At 62.7% G+C, this 23499-nt stretch carries 21 protein-coding genes and 2 pseudogenes; 13 read left to right on the top strand and 10 right to left on the bottom strand.

All coding sequences use genetic code 11. The annotated features are described in order from the left end of the window. Positions 1 to 295: 295 nt before the first annotated feature. Both PAM7066_RS16855 and PAM7066_RS16850 read left to right on the top strand, forming a co-directional pair. Positions 296 to 1189 (top strand): LysR family transcriptional regulator, encoded by an 894-nt coding sequence (locus PAM7066_RS16855; RefSeq protein ID WP_085855389.1) that lies wholly within the window; start codon positions 296 to 298, stop codon positions 1187 to 1189. A 133-nt stretch (positions 1190 to 1322) separates the two neighbouring features. Further along, positions 1323 to 2258 carry a pirin family protein gene (locus PAM7066_RS16850; protein ID WP_085855388.1) on the top strand — a complete coding sequence of 312 codons (936 nt, stop codon included), beginning with the start codon at positions 1323 to 1325 and terminating at the stop codon, positions 2256 to 2258. Positions 2259 to 2382: 124 nt separating this feature from the next. On the opposite strand, the gene PAM7066_RS16845 is transcribed toward PAM7066_RS16850, so the two are convergent. The 4 genes from PAM7066_RS16845 to PAM7066_RS16825 form a co-directional block, all read right to left on the bottom strand. Continuing rightward, complete coding sequence (locus tag PAM7066_RS16845; RefSeq protein ID WP_085855387.1) at positions 2383 to 3942, bottom strand: VOC family protein; 1560 nt, start codon at positions 3940 to 3942, stop codon at positions 2383 to 2385. Positions 3943 to 3962: 20 nt separating this feature from the next. Then, positions 3963 to 4652 carry a glutathione S-transferase family protein gene (locus PAM7066_RS16840; RefSeq protein ID WP_245749742.1) on the bottom strand — a complete coding sequence of 230 codons (690 nt, stop codon included), beginning with the start codon at positions 4650 to 4652 and terminating at the stop codon, positions 3963 to 3965. Between the two features lie 36 nt (positions 4653 to 4688). Continuing rightward, complete coding sequence (locus PAM7066_RS16835) at positions 4689 to 5489, bottom strand: alpha/beta fold hydrolase (protein WP_085855386.1); 801 nt, start codon at positions 5487 to 5489, stop codon at positions 4689 to 4691. Between the two features lie 865 nt (positions 5490 to 6354). Continuing rightward, a complete protein-coding gene (locus PAM7066_RS16825) occupies positions 6355 to 6813 on the bottom strand; it encodes a DUF4260 domain-containing protein (RefSeq protein WP_085855385.1) in 459 nt (152 codons plus the stop codon). A gap of 126 nt (positions 6814 to 6939) precedes the next feature. Here PAM7066_RS16825 and PAM7066_RS19665 point away from each other — a divergent pair, with 126 nt between their 5' ends. Further along, positions 6940 to 7251, top strand: a complete 312-nt coding sequence (locus tag PAM7066_RS19665; RefSeq protein WP_090929506.1) for an NADPH-dependent FMN reductase family protein — start codon at positions 6940 to 6942, stop codon at positions 7249 to 7251. Here the strand turns inward: PAM7066_RS19665 and PAM7066_RS16820 are convergent. Then, on the bottom strand, positions 7248 to 7622 hold the full coding sequence (locus PAM7066_RS16820) for a hypothetical protein (protein WP_139215042.1): 375 nt from the start codon (positions 7620 to 7622) through the stop codon (positions 7248 to 7250). The two genes, PAM7066_RS19665 and PAM7066_RS16820, sit on opposite strands and share 4 nt — an antisense overlap. A gap of 292 nt (positions 7623 to 7914) precedes the next feature. Between PAM7066_RS16820 and PAM7066_RS16815 the strand changes: the two genes are divergently transcribed. From PAM7066_RS16815 to PAM7066_RS16805, 3 genes and pseudogenes are all read left to right on the top strand, one after another. Then, the gene (locus PAM7066_RS16815; protein WP_085855383.1) at positions 7915 to 8661 is read left to right on the top strand and encodes a nuclear transport factor 2 family protein; all 747 of its coding nucleotides are present in this window, start codon (positions 7915 to 7917) and stop codon (positions 8659 to 8661) included. A gap of 42 nt (positions 8662 to 8703) precedes the next feature. Continuing rightward, on the top strand, positions 8704 to 9744 hold the full coding sequence (locus PAM7066_RS16810; protein ID WP_085855382.1) for an LLM class flavin-dependent oxidoreductase: 1041 nt from the start codon (positions 8704 to 8706) through the stop codon (positions 9742 to 9744). A gap of 398 nt (positions 9745 to 10142) precedes the next feature. Then, positions 10143 to 11585, top strand: a pseudogene (locus PAM7066_RS16805) (acetolactate synthase large subunit); the annotation flags it as partial. Between the two features lie 15 nt (positions 11586 to 11600). On the opposite strand, the gene PAM7066_RS19410 reads toward PAM7066_RS16805, so the two are convergent. Continuing rightward, positions 11601 to 12629, bottom strand: a complete 1029-nt coding sequence (locus PAM7066_RS19410; RefSeq protein ID WP_085855380.1) for an IS1595 family transposase — start codon at positions 12627 to 12629, stop codon at positions 11601 to 11603. A 171-nt stretch (positions 12630 to 12800) separates the two neighbouring features. Here PAM7066_RS19410 and PAM7066_RS16795 point away from each other — a divergent pair, with 171 nt between their 5' ends. From PAM7066_RS16795 to PAM7066_RS18730, 3 genes are all read left to right on the top strand, one after another. Next, positions 12801 to 13016: a thiamine pyrophosphate-dependent enzyme gene (locus PAM7066_RS16795; protein WP_245749739.1), complete on the top strand. Its 216-nt coding sequence runs from the start codon at positions 12801 to 12803 to the stop codon at positions 13014 to 13016. A gap of 43 nt (positions 13017 to 13059) precedes the next feature. Further along, positions 13060 to 14442 (top strand): aldehyde dehydrogenase family protein, encoded by a 1383-nt coding sequence (locus tag PAM7066_RS16790; RefSeq protein WP_085855379.1) that lies wholly within the window; start codon positions 13060 to 13062, stop codon positions 14440 to 14442. 136 nt (positions 14443 to 14578) lie between these two features. Beyond that, positions 14579 to 14896: a hypothetical protein gene (locus PAM7066_RS18730; protein WP_090929505.1), complete on the top strand. Its 318-nt coding sequence runs from the start codon at positions 14579 to 14581 to the stop codon at positions 14894 to 14896. Positions 14897 to 14997: 101 nt separating this feature from the next. On the opposite strand, the pseudogene PAM7066_RS16780 reads toward PAM7066_RS18730, so the two are convergent. Both PAM7066_RS16780 and PAM7066_RS16775 read right to left on the bottom strand, forming a co-directional pair. After that, a pseudogene (locus PAM7066_RS16780) lies at positions 14998 to 16172 on the bottom strand (IS5 family transposase). A 222-nt stretch (positions 16173 to 16394) separates the two neighbouring features. Next, complete coding sequence (locus tag PAM7066_RS16775) at positions 16395 to 17009, bottom strand: TetR-like C-terminal domain-containing protein (RefSeq protein ID WP_085855377.1); 615 nt, start codon at positions 17007 to 17009, stop codon at positions 16395 to 16397. A 237-nt stretch (positions 17010 to 17246) separates the two neighbouring features. Between PAM7066_RS16775 and PAM7066_RS16770 the strand changes: the two genes are divergently transcribed. Together PAM7066_RS16770 and PAM7066_RS16765 are read left to right on the top strand one after the other, a co-directional pair. Further along, a complete protein-coding gene (locus PAM7066_RS16770) occupies positions 17247 to 18188 on the top strand; it encodes an AraC family transcriptional regulator (protein ID WP_085855376.1) in 942 nt (313 codons plus the stop codon). Beyond that, positions 18185 to 19099, top strand: coding sequence for an AraC family transcriptional regulator (locus PAM7066_RS16765; protein ID WP_245749738.1), 915 nt, complete (start codon positions 18185 to 18187; stop codon positions 19097 to 19099). The genes PAM7066_RS16770 and PAM7066_RS16765 overlap by 4 nt, the downstream gene beginning before the upstream one ends. A gap of 32 nt (positions 19100 to 19131) precedes the next feature. On the opposite strand, the gene PAM7066_RS18725 is transcribed toward PAM7066_RS16765, so the two are convergent. Both PAM7066_RS18725 and PAM7066_RS16755 read right to left on the bottom strand, forming a co-directional pair. Continuing rightward, complete coding sequence (locus PAM7066_RS18725; protein ID WP_139215041.1) at positions 19132 to 19593, bottom strand: type 1 glutamine amidotransferase family protein; 462 nt, start codon at positions 19591 to 19593, stop codon at positions 19132 to 19134. A 742-nt stretch (positions 19594 to 20335) separates the two neighbouring features. Further along, the gene (locus PAM7066_RS16755; RefSeq protein ID WP_085855374.1) at positions 20336 to 21166 is read right to left on the bottom strand and encodes an alpha/beta fold hydrolase; all 831 of its coding nucleotides are present in this window, start codon (positions 21164 to 21166) and stop codon (positions 20336 to 20338) included. A gap of 583 nt (positions 21167 to 21749) precedes the next feature. Here PAM7066_RS16755 and PAM7066_RS16750 point away from each other — a divergent pair. Both PAM7066_RS16750 and PAM7066_RS16745 read left to right on the top strand, forming a co-directional pair. Next, a complete protein-coding gene (locus PAM7066_RS16750; protein ID WP_085855373.1) occupies positions 21750 to 22679 on the top strand; it encodes an alpha/beta fold hydrolase in 930 nt (309 codons plus the stop codon). Continuing rightward, a complete protein-coding gene (locus PAM7066_RS16745) occupies positions 22633 to 23496 on the top strand; it encodes an alpha/beta hydrolase (RefSeq protein WP_217639992.1) in 864 nt (287 codons plus the stop codon). Before PAM7066_RS16750 ends, PAM7066_RS16745 begins: the two co-directional genes overlap by 47 nt. The last annotated feature ends 3 nt before the right edge of the window (positions 23497 to 23499 follow it).

Below are 23499 nucleotides of genomic sequence, written 5' to 3'. Positions count from 1 at the left end.
ACCGCTCATGCGCCACGCGGCGAACGAGCGGTCCGACTCCAAACCGACCAAGGCCCGCCAAGCCGATTTTGCGAGTGCAGCGACGCGCTCCGTGTAGCGAGCCGAGACCCGGTGGTGCTCGCCGACGCCGAACACGTCAAAGGCTTTCCAGGTTGAACCGACTCGACTGGTTTCGGCGCGCGGGCGGTTCGCGGGCAGGCCGGCGCCGAGACCTGCGAGCGATCCTGTCATTGCGCTCTGCGGCACGCTAGCATTCTGAATGCGGGAGGCGTGATGCGGAACGGGGAACGCCGGAATGGACATCGAGGATATCAGAACCTTCGTCGAGGTCGCCGACGCCGGCGGCGTCTCGCCCGCTGCGCGTCGGCTCGGGGTGTCGAAATCGATCGTCAGCCGCAGGCTGGCCCGGATCGAGGCGGACCTCGGCGTCCAGCTGCTCGCGCGCACGACGCGGGGCGCCGCGCTCACCGAAGCGGGGGTCACGTTCCGCGAGCATGCGGCCCGGATCGGCACCGAGATCGACCTTGCGCGCGAGACGATCCATCCGACAGGTGAGCTCCGCGGTCGCCTTCGGGTCAGCGTCCCACTGTCGTTCGGGCCAACGCACTTCGCGCCCGCCCTTGCCGACATGGCGCGGCGGCACCCGCAGCTTCAGATCATCAGCTGCTACACCGATCGCTTCGTCGACCTGATCGCCGAGGGGTTCGATTGCGCGATCCGGGTCGGCTACCTCGAGGATTCGAACCTGGTCGCGCGGCGTGTCGGACCGATCGAGGGCAGCTTCGTCGCCAGCCCCGACTACATCCGCGAACGTGGTGCGCCGAAGACGCCTGACGATCTCGCGGGGCATGACGCGCTTCTTCAGGGGACGGAGCCGTGGCGGCTCATGGACGACGAAAAGGTGGTGCGTGTGCATCCGCAGGGCCGGTTCAAGGCCGACAACGGCACGGCGCTGGCGACTGCTGCGGTCAAGGGCCTCGGCCTCGCGTTCCTGCCGGACTGCCTCATTCACGCGGAACTCGCATCGGGCGCCCTGGTGCGGGTCATGACGGACTATCCACCGCCGACTGCCGGCGCTTACGTCATCAGGCCGCCCGGACCGCACCCGGCCCAGAAAGTTCGGGTTCTTGCCGATCTGTTGGTGGAGGACTTCAGAACGAACCCCGAACGCTGGGGGCTTCACGGATGAAGCGTTCCCCGTTCGGCGACACAACACCCCGGCCCACGGCGCTAGCTGCCTCCGCTATCCCTCGCTAGATCGGCCATGAACCGTGTCGCTGGCCGGAGCGGTGATCGACCGGCTGCCAAGGAGAGGACGTCGAATGAGCTGGAACCCTGCACTCGCGCCAGGCTGCCCCGACGAGACGGGCGCCGACGCGGTCGAGACTCTCATCATCCCGCGGGCGCGCGACCTTGGAGGCTTCGAGGTCAAGCGTGCGCTGCCTGCGCCGAAACGGCAGATGGTGGGCCCCTTCATCTTTTTCGACCAGGCCGGCCCTGCCGAACTTCTGACCGGACAGAGCATTGACGTGCGGCCGCACCCGCATATCGGGCTCGGCACGGTCACCTATCTCTATCGCGGCGACTTCCATCACCGCGACAGCACGGGCGCCGACCAGGTGATCCGGCCGGGCGACGTGAACTGGATGGTCGCGGGCCGTGGCGTCACCCATTCCGAGCGCACTTCGGTCGAGGCGCTGAAGGGGCCGCACGGGCTCTTCGGCATCCAGACCTGGCTCGCCCTGCCCGAGCGCGACGAGGACACGACGCCCAGCTTCCAGCACCACGGCAAGGCGACCCTTCCGGTGATCGAGGACGACGGCGTCTCGGTCCGGCTGATCCTCGGGACCGCCTACGGCGAGACGGCGCCGGCGCGGATGTTCTCCGAGACGTTCTATGCCGATGTCCTGCTCGAGGCGGGGCGGCGTCTGCCGATGCCGGACGACCACGAGGATCGGGGGATCTACATCTCCGAGGGGTCGATCAGCGTGGCAGGCCAGACGTTCGAGGCGGGCCGGATGATGGTGTTCCGGCCGGGCGACCGGATCACGGTCGCCGCCGGCGAGAGGGGTGCCCGTCTGATGATCCTCGGCGGTGCGACGCTGTCTGGACCGCGCTACATCTGGTGGAACTTCGTCGCGTCGTCGCAGGAGCGCATCGAGGAGGCCAAGGCCGAGTGGCGGGCCGCACGCTGGGGCGCCGGCCGCTTCGACCTGCCCGCGGACGACCGCGACGAGCACATCCCGCTGCCCGACTGAGCGCCGCACCGCCCCCCGGCGCGACGATGCGCTTCACTCCCGAGCGATTTCTCAATCTGCGTCAATCGACGTGATTAAACCGTGTTCCGGTGTGGATCGGCTGACAGTCGAGTGGCAGGTCGCTTTACCTCGCCTGGGGATCACGCATCTGGGTGGTCTCTGCGTCCGACAGATTTTTTCGAAGCCAATCCGCCGCCTCCAAGACATCGGCGCCAGACAGCGCATGACCGGCAGAAAGCGTGCGGGCATCGACTGTCGCACCACGGGCACGCAGGTCGTCTGCCAACGTCGTCTCGGAGCGGACGAAGGGGTCGGCACGTCCATCGAGCATAAGCACGCGCGTTCCCGCAAGATCTCCAGTCTCGGATTTCTCCGTCGCCTGAATGTTCCGCAGCAAGATCGCGCGGCGCACGACGCCGGGATGCAGTTGGATGACGGCGGCCAGCAGGTTCGCGCCGTTGGAGTATCCGAGGAAGGCAAGCCTGGCCGCGTCCAGCCCATAGTCGCTGATGGCGGCTCTGACGAAGGCTGCGAAGGCTTCCGCCTCGCCGCGGAGATCGGCCTCATCGATCGTCGTGGCGTCGATCCGGCGGAACCAGCGATTGGTGCCTTCCTCAATCGCCCGGCCGCGCACCCCCAGGAGCGTAGCGTGCGGTGCCATGCGGCGCGCGATCGGCATCAGGTCGGCTTCGTGCCCGCCGCTGCCATGCAGCAGCACCACTGTCGTGCCATCCGGGTGCTCCGGCCGGCTAAAGCGATGAATGAAGGGGAGGTCGCGCGCAGGGAAGCGCTCTTCGCCGGGAAGAGAGAATTGCGGCAGCATTGCTTTCAGATCTTCCGCGCGGTCAGTATCCTGTGGCGGCAGGAACAATGTCTGGCCAAGCGATTCTTGTGCCTCGTCGACGATCATTCCCGGCCCATCGGTCGCATACTCCATGAGAATGCCGACAGGATCACGAACATAGAGCGACAGGAAGTATTTCCTGTCATGAACCTCGGTGGGTCCATGATTTCTCAGCGACAGCCGCATTGCCCGTACCGCATCGGCATCCTGCGCGCGGAAAGCCACATGGTCCGGCACGCCGGCGCCCGGCACGGAGGGCACGAATCCCGACACCTCCCTTACGTCAACGACGTCGGTATCCGACACCATACGCCGCGTCATGCCTTGGCGCTCGGCAGGCCCGTAGCCGAAGCGGGACACGAACTGTGCGGTTTCTACAGCCTTGTCGGTCAATACGGTGACGCCCCGTATCCGCGTCGGCGCGCCCGCAATCGGCGCTTGCGTCGGCATGTCGACACCCGCCAGTTTTACGATCAGCCCGTCAGGATCTTTTAGCCGCAAGACCGGCTCGCCGAACTCGCGGGAGGGTCCCTCGAATGGGACGCGAGCCGCGAGCGCCTTTGTCAGCCAGTCGCCGATCGAGCACGGCGCAACCGCTAGCGCCACTTCCGAGACTTGTCCGATGCCGGTGCGGCCTCGGCCGGCCGCCTCCCACACGAGGAAGGTCAGCAGCGATCCGGGGCTGCCGATGCCGTCTCCATAGAGCAGATGCAGTTGTTCGGCATCCGCGTAGCCGCCGGTCCGCTTCACGAGCTTGAGGCCGAGGAAGCCGACGTAGAAGTCGACATTGGCCTGCACGTTGGCGGTGATGCCGGTGACGTGGTGAAGGCCCGTTGTCATTGCTTCCAGGGCGCTTGCGGTCAAGTACCGCTCTCGCGGTCAAGCACTTTCTGTACTGCGGGATCGGCAGCGATCCTGTCATGCAGCGTCCGCACGTTGGGGTACTCCCTTAATCCATTTGGCAAGAGTTTTATGGCCCAACGAATCATCGGAAAGGAATAGGCATCGATCACTGAGCGTCCCCCATCAAGAATGTAGTCCCGGGTGTCGAGATGGCTATCCAGAATGCGGAACTGTTTGGTGACCAACCTCTGTCCTGCCTCGATCACTGTACTCCGGGCGGCTTCGCTTGTGTCTGTCGTGTAGCGGAAAGGCATGAAGATCGGCCAGAATGAAGCATGAACGTCCGAGGTGAAGAAGGCGGACCAGCGATGCGCTTCAGCCTTTTCGCGTATGCTGTCGCCGCCAGAAAGCCCCGCTTCGGGGTGCTTGGAGGCGAGGTAGTCGAGGATCGCGCCGCATTGCGTCAGAAGCCAGCCATCGTCTTCGCGAAGAGTCGGCACCGCACCGGCGGGATTCACTGCGACAAGTTCTTTGGAGCCGTACTGCACGTTGATGGCCTCATAGGGCGCCCCGATCCATTCGAGGGCGATGTGAGGTGCCAGCGAGCAAGCGCCGACGGCGTAATACAGGGTAGGCATAATATCATTCTCCCATTTATTCAGAGCCAGCCCGAAAGCCAAAAGTACGACCTGGGCAAGGCTGATCATTGTGTGCGGCTCGGTCCGCGTTCAGGTTTGGCGGTATCACTCCAGCGGGCCGAGCATGCCTGTGTCACCAAACCCTTCGACCGCCTCTGCCGCACCCTTGGCCGCGGCGTCGATCACGTCGGCGACGGCCTCTGGCTGGGTCAGGAACACGACATGGCTGCCGGGCACCTCGGTCGTCTCGGCACCGATCCGGCGGGCGGTGCTGCGCAGAAGATCGGGGGCGATAGCACCATCTTCGGTTGCAACGACGTACCAGCTGGGCTTGGTCATCCAGGCGGCGACGGTCACGGGTGCTGCGAGTGCGGCCATCGCGATCGGTACCTGTGCATCCCTCAGGAACGCCGCGTCGGCCTCATCGCTGTCGGCGGCAAAGCCTGCACGGAAGAGGTCTGCATTGAGGTAGGCGAAGCCGTCGGACTGTTCTTCTGGCAAGAAGTTCGGCGGCGGCGGGATCTTGGCATACTGGTCGAGTGTCGATTGGCCGATCTCGGGAGCAAAGGCCGCCACGTAGACAAGTCCCCCGACGCTTGGATGGCTGCCGGCCTCGGTGATGACGCTGCCGCCATAGGAATGGCCCACCAAGATCACCGGGCCGTCTTGCCGGTTAAGGACCCGCTGGGTCGCCGCGACATCGTCGGCGAAGGAGGTCAGGGGGTTCTGCACGATGCTCACGGCATAGCCGCGCGCGGTCAGGTTGTCGTAGACCCCGCGCCACCCGGACCCGTCGGCGAAGGCGCCGTGAACTAGGACGATGTTGCGGATGGGTTCGGCATCGGCGCCAGGGGCGGCACTGCCCGCGACCGCCGCGGCGGCAGTGTTTTTTTCGGTCATCTTCATGGTCGTCGTTCCTTTCTGATCTGGAAGGTGGGGTGCGACCGTCGCCGCGGGTCGCCGGAAAGCGGCCCATGCCGGTGACCCGGCACGGAGAGAGAACGTCCTGCGCAAGCCTTGAAAGTCCAATGTTTGAAACGGAGCGCAGAACCCGCTTCTCGGGACAATTCTTAGCGTTCGGCCAGGAATGCTACGGCGCTGAAGCTGCCGTCGATGTGCCGATCTTGCGGATCAATGACCCGAGCGATGGAAAACACCGATCATGTCCCGTCGAGCTGGCCGGTTTGGTCCAGTGGTCCGAGGGATACAGTTGCCGACCGCATCCTGCGGCCCAACGCAGCGGAATGCCGGAAGCAGCGATACCACCTTCTCCGGCGGCCGCGACGAGACGTGCCGCGGTAACGCTCTTGCTAAGGGCAAGCGCGGGAGGCAAGCAGGTAGAGGGCAGAGGTACGCGCTTTCACTCATCCAAGAAGGCAGCGGCCCTAGTCGGTGATGGCGCTGACCCGCATTTCAAAGCGCATCGCGGGGAGACCCAGCGCCTCGACGGCCAACTGCTTCTAGGTCGGCGCGTGGTCCGGCTTATGCTGCCGGTACAGACGCACGATAGTCTGGTTGACGACCGACGGAAAGCCGCCGACGTGGTAGCTCTTCAAAGATGGACGACTTGGCTCCAGACGCACCGGGCGCCAGTACAAAGGCGATATTGTCAGATGCTGCGCTGATCTCGTCCTCGATTGCCGTGGCAATCTCGAGCTCATCGTTCCACCCGCCCTGTACGAATGTCTCTCCACGGTTCCCGATCCGCACGGCGGTCTAGATGTGTAAGTTGATGCGAAGGGTCTCGCGGAAGCCCCGCGTGACAATGATTTCAGTTTTTTCCATCTTTCCTCTGCTTGTTGACCGAATTCAGCCGTCGCCTCGGCTTGGCGCCAATCTGCCCGAGATGGGTGTGGCGGAAGCCAGCTGCGTATTTCAGCCCGTAGCTCAGGCTCCGGTCGAAGGCGGCATGAGCCAAGAATATCAGTGCGATTTGCCAGAGAGTTGGGAACCTGACCAGAACACCAGCGACTGCTAGGAGTATGTGCGGTGCGTAGCTGTGTGCGGCGTTGTAGAGAACTGCGCCCGCCTTCGTGCTTAACGTATAGCCGGCAATACTGAGGTCCGGAGCAAAGAACAGAATGGCGAACATCCAGATCCTGCCGTCAAATAAAAAGAAAAACGTCGTGCTTGCAGCGAGTATCGCCAGCGCTTCCAGCCGAAGTAGCCATAGAACCATACCCGTGGCATAGCCTCGCTCTGTGCCACCGAATTCAACCTGCGTGTTCATTCGCGATCCTGTCCTCAAGCAAGCCGGAGTTGCCCGGCGGCGCTGCGTTCGGTCCGGGCGCGCACCAGCCGGCATCGGGGTGGCCTTCTAAGGCGATCTGCCTAAATCAGACGCTCCTTTTCACGATTGCGGATTCAACCCTTCCGTGCGGCGCACAACCTGCTGCAACGGTGCCCGGCTTGCTGGTTTCGACGGCGCGCTCGCCTCGCCACTCGAGGCTGGGAAGCCGGCACCGCCCAACGGGATGGTGGCGATCGTGGCCTTCACGATGGCACGCCGTTCGGCTCCAATATCGATTTCGCCTCGAACTACGTGCGTCACATGCTTGGCTTCTTCGGCATCGACGATATCAAGTTCGTCGCTGCCGATGCCATGGCGTTCGGCGCGGAGACGGCCATCGCCAAGGGTGAAGCCGAAGTCGACGCTCTCGCCGCCTAGGTAAATTCCGCGTCTTTCGGAGCGCTCTGGCCAAGAGCGCCCAAGCGCTCCGGCAACTTCCGCAACTCATTCCCATCCAAGAGAGGAACGACCATGAGCCTTAAAACCAGCGGCGCAGCCCTTGTCTCGCTATCCCTGTCCTTCACGGCAGCACATGCTGCCGACCTGGCCGAGAGCCTGCTGACGCCAGACAACCACACTCTGCTGCTGATCGACCACCAGCCGCAGGCGACCTGTTCTGCGATCGCTTCGTCGCCCTCGAGACGAAGGCGTTCAACGAGCGCGCGTCGCTCAAGGTAGACGGCGCTGACCGCCCCACCGTCAGTGTCGAGGTCCTTGAGCAACGAAACGGGACGGCCCGTCTCGAGCATGCCTGCGATCGCGAACTCGGGCGCACACGCGATTCCCATCCACGCTGCGGCCAACTCGATCGCCGCCCCGGGCCGGATAGACGTGAAACCGGCTCCCCACGTGCACGACGACTTCTGCGCTGTAGTCAGAAGCAAGTTTCGTGCAAGCGGTAGCGTTCGAGCCTTCTCACGCGATACGGCGCAACGGAAGCAAGAACGGCACCGGATCGGCAGGTTCCGCAACGCAGCGCTTGAGGGAGACCGCTAGCTTCCACCGGAGACGCCAGAATTTCTAGATTCCGAGGAGACTGAGATGCCTTTCCGTAACGGCCCTGGCTCTCTTCTTCGCCAAGATGATTCTGTCCTCGATCAGCGTTACCAGCTCGCGGACCTGAACAGCCACGACCCGCAGGCGGTGGTGAACACTACGCCCGCGCTCGCCAAAATGGCCAAGGTCTTCGACACCACCATCCTGACCAGTGTCGTCGCGGAACTCGGCGGCGTGATCTTCCAGCATGTCACGGACGTGCTTCCCGGCCAGGAGGTGATTGAAAGCAAACTCACAAACACCTGCCAAGATCCAAAGTTTGTCGATGCGGTCCGTCATCGCTTCGAGCACCAGCGCCTTGTTGCAGTAAGGACGATCGTCGGAGACGTGATCTGCGGGTCGCGTGATGGCCACTTTCCCCATGAAGCCTCGACCGTGGATCGGCTCTACGCTCCGGATTATGCCCAGCACAACCCGAACATTCCCCAAGGCCGCGACGCGTTGCAGGCGATCGTCGCGGGGTTGCCCGCCCATGTCTACTACGAAACCGGGCTGGCCGTCGCTGAGGACAATCTCGTCGCCATCCATGGACGCATCCGCGGCTGGGCGGATGAACCGCAGATCGCAATCGATATCTTCCGGATTGAGGGCGGCAACCTTGCCGAGCATTGGGACGTGTTGCAGAGCGAGGTGGCTGCAACGGAAACCAGCAGCGGCATCTCGATGGCCAACCCTGACCATGCGACACATCTCGCACGCCCCGAACCAGCCCAATCGCGCGCTTTGCTATAAAATGTCGTTCATCAAGATCGGCAAAAACCAAGAGAACACACAATGGAAATCGGCATCGACAGTTTTGCGGCCATACTTCCTGACCCTGCGACCGGGCGACTTCCCTCGGCGACTGATCGCATGGCGGACCTTCTTGAGGAGATCGAGGTTGCCGACCGTGCCGGGCTCGATGTCTTCGGCATCGGAGAGCATCATCGCGCCGAATTTCTCGATTCCGCGCCAGCTGTCATTCTTGCAGCGGCCGCAGCCCGTACCGGGAGAATCCGGCTGACGAGCGCGGTATCGGTGCTCAGCGCAGCCGATCCCGTACGGGTTTTTCAGGAATTCGCAACGCTCGATCTGATTTCGAGGGGGCGCGCCGAAATCGTTGTAGGGCGAGGCTCGTTCGTCGAGGCCTTTCCGTTGTTCGGCCTCGACACCCGAGACTATGACGAGCTTTTCGCTGAAAAGCTCGATCTGCTCCTGAAACTCCGCGAAACGACCAACATCACATGGGATGGACGTCATCGCCCGGCGCTCCGCGGTGTTGGCGTCTTCCCGCGTCCGCATCAGTCGCGAGTGCCGCTATGGGTCGGCGTCGGCGGCACGCCGCAGTCCTTTCAACGCGCGGGCGAGCTAGGCCTTCCGCTGATGATCGCCATCATCGGCGGCACCTTCGAGCGTTTCCGCCCCCTCGTCGATCTCTATCGCGAGGCCGGCCTTCGCGCCGGACAAAATGCGGAAAAACTCAGCGTGGGCATCCATGCGATGGGCTTTGTCGGAGAGACGGATGAGCAAGCCAAGGATGCTTTCTACCCCGGCTGGGCGCATCTCACCGGCACGATCGGGAAAGAGCGCGGTTGGGCGCCACCGACGCGTCAGCAGTTCGAGGCCATGGCTGGCCCTGAAGGCGCGTTCCTGGTCGGCGCACCGAAGACGGTGGCCGCCAAGATGCTGAAGGCGAGCGAGACGCTCGGCGGCATTTCACGCATTACCTTCCAGATGAGCACGGCCTCGCTCGAGACGGCGGCGATGAAGCGCTCGATCGAGCTTCTTGGCACGGAGGCCGCACCGATGGTCCGGGCGGCGCATGATGCAGCGTAGATGTCCTCCATCTCTGAGCGCGCGGATATCACCTGAAGACAGCTCACGAACTTTGGGAAACAAAGGAGCAAAGTCATGAACAATTCCACCGACCATCGTTTCGAGCTCCCGATAGACGGCAGTGATGGCGACATCGTGGCAGTGTAGACGCGTGGAAGATGACCAGCTTGGCCAAATACATACCGAGTTACCATATGAGTTTTCGGGTCGGGGGATTGCTTCACAGCTCGCATGCGGTGGCAAGGTCGTCCGGTGCTGCAGTTTCATAGGCGGTTTTTATGCACCCTACCGCGTTGCCGCGGGCTAGATTGGCGTGACAGCCGGCCTCGTGACGCGGGAACAATAGGTGGCAGTGACCCCTAGTCGTCTTGGATCGACAGAGTTCCGCCGAAACTGCCATGAAAAGGATCAACACCATGCCGAAGGGATCGGACCTTCTGGTCGCCGCGCTGGAGAACGAGGGGGTGGAGCGCATCTTCGGCGTGCCGGGGGAGGAGAACCTCGACGTGCTGGAGTCCGTGCGCAGTTCGCGGATCGAGCTTGTCCTGACGCGCCATGAGCAGGCGGCGGCATTCATGGCAGCGACCCATGGCCGGCTTACTGGCAGGCCCGGTGTCTGCCTCGCTACGCTCGGGCCGGGCGCGCTAAATTTCTCGACCGGCGCAGCCTATGCTCATCTCGGCGCCATGCCGACTATCCTCATCACCGGCCAGAAGCCGGTGATGAGCGCGGCGCAGGCGCGCTTCCAGATCGTAGACATCGTCGCCTCAATGAAGCCGCTGACCAAGATGACGCGCCAGATCGTCAGTGCGGCCAGCATCCCCGCAATCGTCCGAGACGCGTTTCGCGTCGCGATGGACGAGCGGCCCGGGCCGGTGCATCTGGAACTGCCAGAGGACGTCGCGGGGAGGGAGATCGGTCAGGTCCTCGCCATTCCGGCCCACACGCTCGATCGCCCCGTCGCCGCTGCCGCAGCGATCGACCGTGCCGCGGACGCGATCCTCGCCGCCAAGCATCCGCTCGTGATGATTGGAGCAGCGGGCAACCGGCCCCGGCTGGTCGAGGCGCTGTCGAGCTTCGTGCGGCGCACCCGCCTGCCGTTCTTTAACACCCAGATGGGCAAGGGCGCGGTCACCGGCGGCTCCGACCTCTACATGGGAACCGCCGCGCTGTCGGAGGGCGACTACGTTCACGAAGCTGTCGCGCGCGCCGACCTGATCGTCGCCATCGGCCACGACACCGTGGAGAAGCCCCCGTTTCTGATGAAGAGCGCCGGTGGGCCCAAGGTAATCCATGTCGGCTACCAATCGGCCACGGTGGAACAGGTCTATCACCCCGACCTCGAGGTGATCGGCGATATCGGGGCGTCCCTCGAGACGCTCGGTGAACGGCTGGAAGGCCGGCTGGTGCAGGACGAAGGCATGCTCGTCCTGCGCCAAAAGATTCTCGCCCGCCTCAACGACCGCGCCGAGGAGGACCGCTTTCCGATCACGCCGCAGCGCATCGTCCACGATGTCCGCAAGGTCATGCCCGAGGACGGCATCGTCTGCCTCGACAACGGCATGTACAAGATCTGGTTCGCGCGCAACTACCGCACCCATGTCGCCAACACCCTGCTACTCGACAATGCGCTGGCGACGATGGGCGCCGGCCTGCCCTCGGCCATGATGGCGGCGATGCTTTACCCAAGCCGCCGCGTAATGGCGGTCTGCGGCGATGGCGGCTTCATGATGAACTCGCAGGAGATGGAGACCGCCGTGCGGCTCGGGCTGGACCTCGTGGTGGTCATCCTCAACGACAGCGCCTACGGGATGATCCGCTGGAAGCAGGCGGTGGACGGCTATCCGGATTCGCCTCTATCCCCCAAGCAAAGCAGCCGCTGGCCACCTCAAGCCATAGTTCTCGGATCGCCGCATCTCTCTTCCGGGAGCGCTCTTCAGCAGAAATCGCATCATCTGGACAACCGGAAGAGGCTTCCAGCGAATATGCGGTGAGGTTCTTCCTTTCTTGTCGGTGCGGATTTCCTCGACGGGCTCGCGCCGGTTCCATCGCCACGTCAGCTCGTCGAGATAGCGTTGCGTGTGATATCCCGTGATCCGGTGGTAGACGCCGACGCGAGCCCGCTCGATGAAGGCTCCGAAGCCTTCCGCGGTATTGACGTGAGCGCCGGTCGCCGGGATGGCGAACTGCTTCTTGCTGTGGATTACGCGGTGGTGGACGGGGAACGCAGACGTGATGAAGTTATAGCAACTGCTACCATCAGTCATCATCGTCGCATCACCGGCCACCCAGCCCCGGATCAGGGGCTCGAAATCCGAGCTCGATATCCCTGGAAGCACGGCGGCCCTGGCCTCACCGCCACGCGCTACTGCCACCATCACCGGCGTCTTCTTGGTGCCCTTGCCGCGCTTGTTCTTCTTGCCCTTTTTGAACTTGGGTGCTCCGCCGACGGACGTCTCGTCGACCTCGACGATGCCGGAAAGCAGAGCATTGCTCCCGTAGTCCTCGCGCATCATTTCCCGGATCGCGTGGCCGAGCTTCCAAGCACATTTCTGCGTGGTGCCGATCATCCTGGCGAGCACCACGGAGGAGACGCCTTTCGAGGAGTTCAGCACCGTGTAGATGGCCGCCAGCCAGACACGGAGGTCCAGCTTGGTGGCGTGCATCGGCGTCTTCGTGGTGATCGTGAACTGTCCCCGGCATTCGTTGCACTGGTAGAGCCCGGAGCGATGTGAGGCGCCTTTCAGCTCCGTCGAGCAAAGGCCGCCGCAATGCGGGCAGACGCGTCCGTCGGCCCATATCAGATCTTCGAGGAAACGCCGCGCATCGTCGCTGCTCGGCATCTTTGTGTAGATGTCTCCGATGGACTTCAGTTCCGTGATCATTCGCAGCTCCCCGGCAATACGCGCGACAAGGAACCTTGGCCATCTGCCCTTTACGGAGCGTGAAAAGAACTCGCGGATCTCACCTCGTGTCGATCTCGCCACAACCCCTTGACAAAAAATCCCCTTTCGGCGGCTGCTATGTTTGGGGGATAGAGGCGTCCGGATTTCGGCATGAGCTTCGGCAATCCCGATTTCGTGCGCTATGCCGAGGCTTACGGCGCACGCGGGTCGCGGGTGAGCGCGGTCGCGGATCTCGTGGCGGTGCTTGAGGCCGCCTTCGCCGGCGGCGGCGTTCACTTGGTCGACGTGCCGATCGACTATTCCGAAAACACCCGCGTTCTGGTCGACGAGCTGCGCAACCGCTCACCCGACGTGAATTGCGGATGACCGCCTGTCGCGACAAGCGATCGAAAGCTCAAGGAGAACCCCCATGTTGACTGTCGTTCAGGCATACGATCGCGAACCAATCGCAGAGATCGCGACCGATGATGCCGCCGCCTTGGAACGCAAGCTGCAGGCAGCTGAGCGCGTCTTCAAAGATCGCGACGGGTGGCTCAAGCCGCACCAGCGCATTGCGATCCTGCGCGAGCTCGCCCGCCTGATGGACGGCAACCGCGATCACTTTGCCCTGCAAATCGCCCGCGAGGGCGGAAAGCCCCTTCCCGACGCAATCGTCGAGACAAAACGCGCCATCGACGGCGTTCACAATGCCGCAGACGAACTGCGCAACCTAAGCGGTCGCGAAATTCCGATGGGGCTGTCGGTGGCGTCGGAAGACCGCTGGGCCTTCACAACCAGGGAACCGATCGGCGTCGTCGCAGCAATCTCGGCGTTCAATCATCCGCTGAACCTGATCGTCCACCAAGTCGCACCAGCCATCGCCGTAGGCTGTCCAGTCATCATCAAGCCGGCGGGCACGACACCGTTGTCTTGCCTGAACTTCGTTGCGCTGGTCCATGAAGCCGGCTTACCCGAGGCATGGTGCCAGTGCTTCATCCCTAAGGGCAACGAGCTTGCCGAAAAGCTCGCGACCGACAGGCGCATCGCTTTCCTGAGCTTCATCGGTTCGGCAAAGGTCGGCTGGCAGCTGCATGCGAAGCTCGCCCACGGTGCGCGCTCGGCCCTCGAACATGGCGGTTTGGCACCAGCCATCGTCGACCGCAGCGCTGATCTCGACAAGATCATCGAGCCGATCGTCAAGGGCGGCTACTATCATGCAGGCCAGGTTTGCGTCTCAACGCAGCGCATCTACGTTCAAAGGGACATCGCCGACGATTTCACGCAAAGGCTCGTCGCCCGCGTCGAGACGTTGCGCACCGGTGATCCCAGCCTCGCAGACACTGAGGTCGGGCCGCTGATCCTGCCGCGCGAAGCCGACCGGGTCGCAGAATGGGTTGAGGAGGCGATCGGCGGCGGTGCGACACTGGCGACCGGTGGCCAACGCCTTTCGGAAACGACCTTGCAGCCGGCGGTGCTGCTTGATCCCGCCATGGACGCGAAGATCTCGACGCAGGAGGTGTTCGGCCCCGTGGTCGCGGTTTCTCGCTACACCGATCTCGACGCCGCCATCACGCAGGCCAATTCCCTGCCCGTTGCGTTCCAGGCCAGCGTCTTCGCGCAGAATATCGACGTCGCGATGCGCACGGCCAACCGTCTCGACGCCTCGGCGGTGATGATCAATGACCCCACCGCCTTCCGGACCGACTGGATGCCCTTCGCCGGCCGCAAGCAGTCCGGCTACGGCACCGGCGGAATCCCCTACACCATGCGAGATCTGACCCAGCAGAAGATGATCTTGATGCGCAGGAGTTAAAGCGAGGCGGCGAAGACGTGGCATCGCGAAACGCGCTCTCGGTCACAGCCCCCGAGATCGGGCAGTTGCCATTTCCGAGTTCAACCCGATTCAGTTTGAAGCTCTGTTCGCTGCCCCGGTGTATTCCGGAGCACAGATGTCGCCGGACGGCACCCGGATCGCTTACATAGCATCATGCCGCGATAGACTGAATGACTTCCCATCCGACATCAAGCGAAAGGAGCGCCGGAAACTTGAGGGCGAACGCCGGATCACCACCGACGCGCATCCCAACTTCAAGCGGTACTTCCGGTCAACGAACGAGGACTCCATCCTCCATTTGAAGAACGTGAATGCGGATTGGAGTTGGCACGTCTTCCAGATGGCGGTTGCGGATGTCGAAGTGCGGTCCGGCAACCTGACCCATCCTTCGGAGAAGAGAGTGGTGGGTTGTCGTTTCCCAACAGGCTGCTGAAGATGTCGCCGGGGCTGAATGGTTTCCTTGAATAGACCTGCGGACTTGAGCGTCCGCCCGTCAGCGCAAAGGTTATGCGCGGCTGATGCCGCCTTTCGGCTTCATGCCGCCAGCAAGCGGGGCAGCCGGGCGAGGTTGTTGGCCGCCATCGTCGGGATGAAGCGGGAGCGCACCCGCTCGACGCCGCGATAGACGGTCTGGGCCATGTGCCCGACGGTCTTGGCCCAGCCGAATGCCTCTTCGATCCGCTTCCGGTGCTTCAGGGACAAGTCATAGCCCTTGTGCCGGGTGGTGCGCCCGTCAATCGCTGAACGACGCGATTTCTGTGCGACATGCGGTGTCACACAGGCCTGTCGCAGATTAGCTAAACTTGGCAGCGTCATATCCCCTGTCCGCTCCGAGGGTTAGCTTGCGGGTAGATCCCGGAGACTGGCGATGGACCATGTCGAGCGCTGCACGCCGTTCGGCATGGCCGTCCGCTTCGGTCAGATCACCCTGGACGATCAGGCCGCTTCGGTTCTCCATCAGAGCATGGCCGATGAAGCATAGCATTGCCCCGGTGCCAGGCGACTTCTTGTAGAGCCGGGCGTCGGGATCGGTCGTCGAGACATGGGTGGCGTTCGAGCGCATCTCGCCCCGAAAGTCGACCTCGGCGTTGCGGTGCTGGTGAGTTGGGCGGGCCATCGGGTCGGTCTCGGTTTGGGTCTGTTCGGGCTGGTCGGCGGCGGTCGTGTCTGGCGAGGGCGGGTCGCCCGGCCCTTCGTCATCGGGCGGTGCAACGTCGGGCTGCGGCTGAGAGCTCTTCATCGAGGCCCAGGCTTTGACGAGCGTGCCGTCGACCGAGAAATGCTCGTCCGACAGGAGCGGCGCGACCTTCCGGTGTGTCAGGATCGCGGCCATCACCTTGCGCGCGCGACATCTCGGTCGCCAGCAGTCGGTCGCGGTTCTTCGTGACCACCGTCGGGACCCAGACCTGGTCGTCGATGCCGAGCCCCACGAACCAGCGGAACAGCAGGTTATACTGCATCTGCTCCATCAACTGCCGCTCCGAGCGAACCGAAAAGAGTATCTGGAGCAGGCTGGCCCGGATCAGGCGTTCCGGCGCAATCGAGGAGCGACCGAGATCGCTATAAAGCGCTTCAAAATCGACATCGAGACTGGCGAGCGCGTCGTTCACCACCTGCCTGATCTTGCCCAGCGGATGCCGCGCCGGAATGCGCGCCTCCAGATCAACATAGCTGAACAGAGATCCGCTCGTCTCGTCTATGCCGCGCATCTTCATCCCTCCACCCTGATGGCCCAAAGGATGAATCAAGTTCCTCAAACCGGGTCGAGGGCCGACTTCTACAGCAGCCTACTAACGCCGACGAATTCTCGAGATCCCACATTTACGGAACTTCGCATCAGTGGCCTGTGAATAGTTTCGGAACGATTGCTCGCACGGGTATGGGTCTCGCGGCTGAATACGCAGGTGCCTGCTGTGCAGGCAGGCGAATCGTCAGCAGGCCTTGATCGCGGATTCAATCACAACCGCCTGCTTGTCGAGTTCAGCGATTGAAACGTTTTTTCGTCGCAAGATCATACGCATGTAGATGGACGATACGAGAAGATCGAGTGCAAGCTCCCTGTCGAGGTCGGGTTGCAATTCGTTGCGGGCGATAGCGCGATCCAGCATTCCGTTTCCGAATCGTCGGCGCGCGGCAACCACGGCGTCCAGTACCGCCGAAAGCTCGGGAGTTCTGTCTCGTTCAGCTGCCGCATCCAGGATGATCTTGCGGATCATCGGATGTCGGAGAACCACCCGCGTTTTTCGAAGAAATGCGTCAAGTTCTTTCCGTAAGGAGCAGCAATCGCCTAAATCAGGCAGGCCGAGGCAAACGACCTGTATCGCATCGCACGCAAACTCCACTTTCGACGGCCATCGCCGGTATATTGCCGCCTTGCCTGCGCCCGCCCGTGCCGCTACGCGCTCCAAGCTTATTGCTGCATAGCCGGTCTCTGCCCACTCCTCAAACAACGCCTTGAAAAGCGTTGTGGTCAGTTCAGGCCGGATGACCGCTGCCCCACTCGGTTTTCGCCCGCTTTTCCCCGCGTCGATACTCTTGCGTTCCATCCAGAATTCCCCCATTGTCGATGGAACGGTAGCGTTCGCGCCATGCTGTGAACAGGGGCCGAAACGATCTTCGACGGGGGCTTCAGAGCCGTTGCGGGCGCCGCGGACACGTGGATTACCGCAGGTATTTTTTCATGCGACCTGAAAGGGAAACGCTTGCATCGAGCAATGACGCCGATCGAAGCGCGAGCGGGGCGGACGGATCGGCCCGATCACCGATAGCGTTGGAGACACAGCATGAGCATGCCGGCCTATACCTCTTTTGCCCAATGGTATAGCGCCGGCCACTTGGCGAGCTATGTGCGCACGACGACGTCCGCAGGTGGTGCAATTCATCTGCTTGAAGCCGCGCAGCCGGCCGGCGACATGTCTGATCCTGCCGTCCCGGATATCGTCCTCTATCAAGATCTGCATGGCGGCAGCCGCGTCATCGGAGATATGGGAGGGGAGCGGTTCGATGTAGGGAGCGAAAAGGGCGGTTTTTTTCTCTCCGCTCTGAGGTTCGCAAATACGGTCATTGTTGACGCCGCTCATGAGCTTCGCAGCTTGTCGTTTCCGTTGGCGCAGTGGCAGTCCGTTCTGGATGAAGCCACCGACGGCCAGTTTTTCATAGACTATCGGGATTTAAGCATGGGGTCGTTCGCGTCGCCCACTATCCGGTTCGCGATTCGGAACCTGTGGGCTCTGCGGATTGAGGAGGGCATGCTGTCGCGCCTGCTGGCGCAGGCGGCAGGCTGCGAGATCCTAGCCGAACTCTGCCGATTGGGCGGGGCACCGTTCGGGCAAGTCAAGGGCGGCCTCGCGCCTTGGGCCGAGCGGCGCTCCGTTGAACTGATGCGCGCGCGGCTCTCGGAAGACATCTCTCTTGATGATCTGGCAGTCGAGGCAAAGGTCTCTCCGTTTCATTTCGCCCGCATGTTCAAGCAAAGCGTCGGTGTGCCGCCACGGGTCTACCTGACGCGTTTGCGCGTGGAGAAAGCCTGCGAGCTCCTTGAACGGACCGACCTTCCAATCACTCAGATTGCGCTAACGGTCGGCTACTCGTCGAGCCAGGTGTTCGCGCGGGTGTTCATCAAGCATCGACGCATGAGCCCGTCCGACTATCGCCGGGCGGTGCGCGATCCGGTGCGCCAGATCTCTGTATCCGCAAGCGCAGCGCTTGAGACGGCAGGGGAATGAAAATGACGCCGCCACGCTATTCCTCCTTCGTCCAGTGGTTCCGTGGCGGCCCGTTTGCGCCCTATGTCCGGACGATAAAATCCTCCGGCGGCTTTCTCAACCTGATCGAAACTGCCATGCCAGCGGTCGAGATGTCGGACCCCGCCGTGCCCGAGCTCGTCCTGCACCACGATCTTCGGGGGGGCTTTGGCGTTAGCGCCGACCTTGGCTCGGGACGCTTCAATGCGACGACACAGCGAGGCCACTTCTTCCTTGCCGCGCCGAGTTTCGCCAACTCGATCAGAGTCGACAGCGACCACCAGATTCGCTCCATAGCGTTTCCTGTCAGTTCTTGGAGCCATATGTTCGAGAACGCCCCGAATCGGGCCTCCTCTCTCGATTTCGGTGCTTTGCACCGCGGAGCGTTCACGTCGCCCAGGATCCGGTCTTTACAGCACCAGCTTTGGCGTCTTTGCGATGAGGAGGGTGTGCCGTCGCGACTTTTGGCGCAGGCCGCCGGTTGCGAGATTCTGGCCGAGCTTTGCCGCTTGGCTGGCTCGCCGCTCACTACGGCACGCGGGGGACTGGCGCCGTGGGCAGAGCGGCGCTGTCTGGAACTGATGCGGGCCCGACTTTCGGAAGATATCACCCTTGACGAACTGGCGGCCGAGGCTGAGCTCTCAACGTTTCATTTCGCCCGCATGTTCAAGCAAAGCCTCCGCATGCCGCCACGCGTCTACCTGACGCGATTGCGCGTGGAGAAAGCCTGCGAACTGCTTGAACAGACTGACCTTCCAATCACTCAGATTGCGCTAGAGGTCGGCTACTCTTCAAATCAGGTGCTCGCGCGGGTGTTCCTTAAACATCGGCACACGAGTCCTTCCGAATATCGCCGGGCGGTTCGGGGAGGACCGAGGTTGGCTCCGTCTTGATGCAACTCCGCCTACCATTGCCATGGCAGCCATCATCGAGTGGGGCATGACACCCATTGCGCCAGCATCACGGCGCCGGCTTTCTCGAGAGTGCCGCCATATCGTTCGGCATAGCTGCGCAGCCGCGCGGCGCTGAGACTGGCGGTCGCCAGTTTATTTGCGTGTCCTGAGCCAGTGTTCGAAATCGATGCCGTGAACTTCGGGATAAACTGGAGCCCGAGCACGTTCGGCCCGCAAGAAAATGCCCGGTGCCGGAATACAGGTGTCGACGCGAGAAGGCTGTAGCCACGAGGCAGCTCGAAAGTGTCGACATGCCAGTGCAACACATGAACGTCGCGCGAAGGGCCGAGAGGGTCGAATTCGCCAGAGCTTGCAAGCTTAGGTGGCAATAAGCTGATTTCTTTCGTCGGCCCCGGGTAGACGCGAGCGCGGAGAGCTGCGGCGATCCGTTGCGCGCCAAGGCCTATGTCCAGCGTCGGCAGGTCGGCTTCCAAGCGTGCCCTGAGCAATGCAATCTCGGTCGCGACGAACGAGTGTTATCGTAGACGGCGATCGGTCCGCCAGTACGACGAGGAGCCTCGCAGCCCTTCAAGCTCTGTTCGATGAGGGCGATGGTCGGCAGGGCTGCGGCGGCCGCGCCGCCGAGCTTCAGCATCGAACCGGACGCCCCGCCAGAGCGCGCAGTTCCGGCCCGCTATAGACGAGCGCCCCCTTCGAGATGACGATGGCGTGGCGCCCGGCCGTGAGGGATGAGCGGATGTAGGCAAGGCCCGGTTACCGGTGCGCAAATCGCTTGGCCCTGCCTCGACGCGAATGTCGTCGCCGCTCGTTCCGATGAAATCCGGGCCTGACAGACCTGGCTCAATGGTGTTCAGGCGCCCCGGTTCCAGGCCGAAGGGATCGGCCAGGCCGGCGAGCGATCCGCAGACCGCGTCTAGGCAAACGTCGGCGCCATAGACGCGCCGATAGCGATCCGGCGGGCCAGCAGAAGATCGGTCGTAGCGCGCCACACGCCCCCGAAGCCGGCGATGGCAACCTCTAGAACACGCATCGCTTTTATCCTGTTGCCTCAAACGTCTGGTACGGCCCGATCGGGCTCGGGTTGAACACACCAGTGGTCCTGTGAATCAAGCAAATTCCGCCGACCAAAGAGCGCTCTGGTCTCAGACCTGAGTAATATACCGCTTTCGGCGGTCGCGAGTCTCGCAACCGCCGTTCACCTATGACGAAGGCGTATCAGGCGCGAATGAAGGCCAGCAGATCCGGATTCACGACTTCAGGATGCGTGGCGAACAGGCCGTGCGACAAGCCTGGATAGGTTTTCAACGTGCCGTCCTGCACCAGCTTGATCGCCTTGTGCGCCGAGTTCGCGATTGGGACGACCTGGTCATCCTCGCCGTGCAGGAACAGGACCGGAACGGCGATCGCTTTCAGGTCTTCGGTTAGGTCGGTTTCGGAAAAAGCCGCGATGCAATCATAATGCGCCTTTGCGCCGCCGGCCATGCCCTGGCGCCACCAATTGCCGATCAGGCCGTTGCTGACGGTCGCGCCCTCTCGGTTGAAGCCGTAGAAAGGTCCGCTTGGCACATCGAGAAAGAACTGGGCCCGGTTCGCCGCCACCGCGGATCGAAATGCATCGAAAACCTCAAGCGGCACACCATCCGGGTTCGCATCGGACTGAACCATGAGGGGCGGAATGGCAGCGATCAGTATGGCCTTGGCCACGCGGCCGCGCTCGGCCCGGGCGACATAGCGCGTAACCTCGCCTCCACCCGTCGAATGGCCGATATGGATTGCGTTCTGTAAGTCCAGCGCCTTGACGATCTCGTCAACATCCGCCGCGTAGGTGTCCATATCGTTGCCGGTGTCGGTCTGGTCGGACCTGCCGTGCCCACGCCGATCATGCGCGATCACGCGATAACCCTCGGCCAGAAAGAACAGCATCTGGTTGTCCCAATCATCTGCGCTGAGCGGCCAGCCGTGATGGAACAAGACCGGCTGGGCGTCTTTCGGTCCCCAGTCCTTGTAGAAGAGGTTTGTGCCGTCCGATGTGGTGATGATTGCCATGGTTGCCGTTCCTTCGGTCGGGTTTCAGCGGTTGCCGGATGTTGCAGGGAAGGCCGGGGCCGCGATGCACCGACCCATGGCTACACCGTAGCGAGCGTTCCCGCGCCTCGCGTCGCGGAGGCTGCCGGATTGGTGCCGATCTTGCTGACCTTCGATTCGCACAGGCGGGGCCAGGCCGTGGTCCCGGCCCATCGCCAGAACGCGACAGACGTGGACAGGGGCCAAGAGCCAAAAGAATGTCATCTCCGGGCCTTTGACATCGCCCGATGCGGACCACGGCCTCCGTCCGGACAATCGCCGATCCCTCAGTGCCTGTCCTCGAACCCGGTCCTGCTGGTCGAGATGCGCCACCACCTGAAAGTCGCAAAGGCCGCAAGAATCGCACCAACGCGGCAGCCTCGGCGCCGCATTTCAGTGAACCGAGCGCCAGGGTCACCCCACAAGGCTGACAATTCTCAAGGTGATCGCCCGCAGTCCGACCGGGCCTAGCGGTCGTTGGTCGACAATGCGGCTGTCCTAGGGTGATGACCACCGAAGTCAGTGACGCCCCTGCCAATGCTCAACAATCCGGAGCAAACTCGAGATGCACTCCAAATCCAGACGTACAAGATTCAAGACCCAACCGGTCGGCGGGGTCGACGTAATCTATCGCGAAGCCGGGCCGGCCGACGCGCCTGTTATCCTGATGCTGCATGGGTTCCCGACGGCTAGCCACATGTTTCGTGACCTGATTCCGCTTCTGGCTGATAGCTATCGGCTCATTGCGCCCGACCTGCCTGGCTTCGGCCAGACCAAGTCACCGCCACGCGGGGCGTTCGACTACAACTTCGACCGGCTCGCCGACGTGATCGAAGGGTTCACCGACTCGCTGTCGCTCGACCGGTGTGCGCTTTACATCTTCGATTACGGCGCGCCGGCTGGTCTGCGTCTGGCAATGCGCCACCCCGAGCGAGTTTCCGCAATCATCAGCCAGAACGGCAACGCCCATGTCGATGGCTTCAGCGACCAGTGGGGACCGTGGGAGGCTTATTGGCGCGGTGCGAGCGAAGCTAACCGCGAAGCTTGCCGACCGTCGTTGTCACTCGACACGATCAGGAACTGGCAATACGGAACTGGAGCCGACCCGGAGCTTCTTTCTCCCGACGGATACGAACTCGCCATCGCCTACATGGCGCGGCCCGGCGCGGAGGATATCCAGCTCGACCTGATCCGTGACTACCGCACCAATGTGGCGCGCTATCCGGACTTCCAGTCGTATTTCCGCCAGCATCGTCCGCCGCTACTGGCGACGTGGGGGCGCTATGATCCGGCCTTCATCCCCGCAGGCGCTATAGCCTACAAGCGCGACCTTCCGAACGCCGAGGTTCATCTTCTGGATGCCGGACACTTTGCATTGGAAACCCACGCCGGCGAAATTGCAACGCTGATCCGTGACTTCCTTGGTCGCGTTCTACCGATGGAAAACAATGGCACCGATACGTTCTCGATGCCCGAAAACCGAATGCCGACATGACAACTCGCGCAGACCGGACTCCCTGCAGCAACATCAAAACGAGACCCAGATCATGAACAATCTACAAGCTCTCCTGATTTCCAGCGCCATGGCTGTCGGTGTCGTGACCGCGCAGTCAGGCGCGGCGCTCGCCGATGTGAACAACATCGTTCTCGTCCATGGCGCGAATGTCGACGGCAGCACCTGGCGCGCCGTCTATGACCGCCTGACCGCAGAGGACTACAAGGTCACGGTCGTGCAGATGCCGCTGACCTCCACCGAGGACGATATTGCCGCGGTCCAGCGGATCGTCGACGTTCAAGATGGTCCGATCCTGCTGGTCGGGCATTCCTACGGCGGCGTGGTGATCAGCGAAGTCGGCGTGAACCCGGACGTCAGGGGCCTCGTCTACGTCGCCGCGTTCCAACCCGATGCAGGGGAAAGCGGCGGGAGCCTGCTGGCCTCCAATCCGGGCGCGTTGTCGTCCGACATGCTCACGGTCTTCGAAGATGGCCACTACCTGATCCATGAAGACGGCTTTCTCTCGGTCGTCGGCAACGGTCTGTCGGCTGAAGACGCCATCTTCGTCGCAAGGTCGCAGGCAGCATCCAACGCGTCCATCCTCGAATACGAGACACAATCGGCGGCGTGGGCCGAGAAGCCGAGTTGGTCGGTCATCGCCACCCTCGACCGGACCATTCCCCCCGACCTGCAGCGGCAGATGTCGGAGCGGGCCGGTTCGACGGTCGTGGAAATCGAGAATGGTCACATGTTGACAATGACAAACCCCGCCGACGTGGCCGACGTGATCCGACAGGCGGCCGAAGCAGTGGATTGACGG

Source organism: Palleronia marisminoris, assembly GCF_900172315.1.
GTDB classification, from domain to species: Bacteria; Pseudomonadota; Alphaproteobacteria; order Rhodobacterales; family Rhodobacteraceae; genus Palleronia; species Palleronia marisminoris.
Note: the sequence above shows the minus strand (reverse complement) of the source record. Positions and strands in the feature narration are given on the sequence as shown.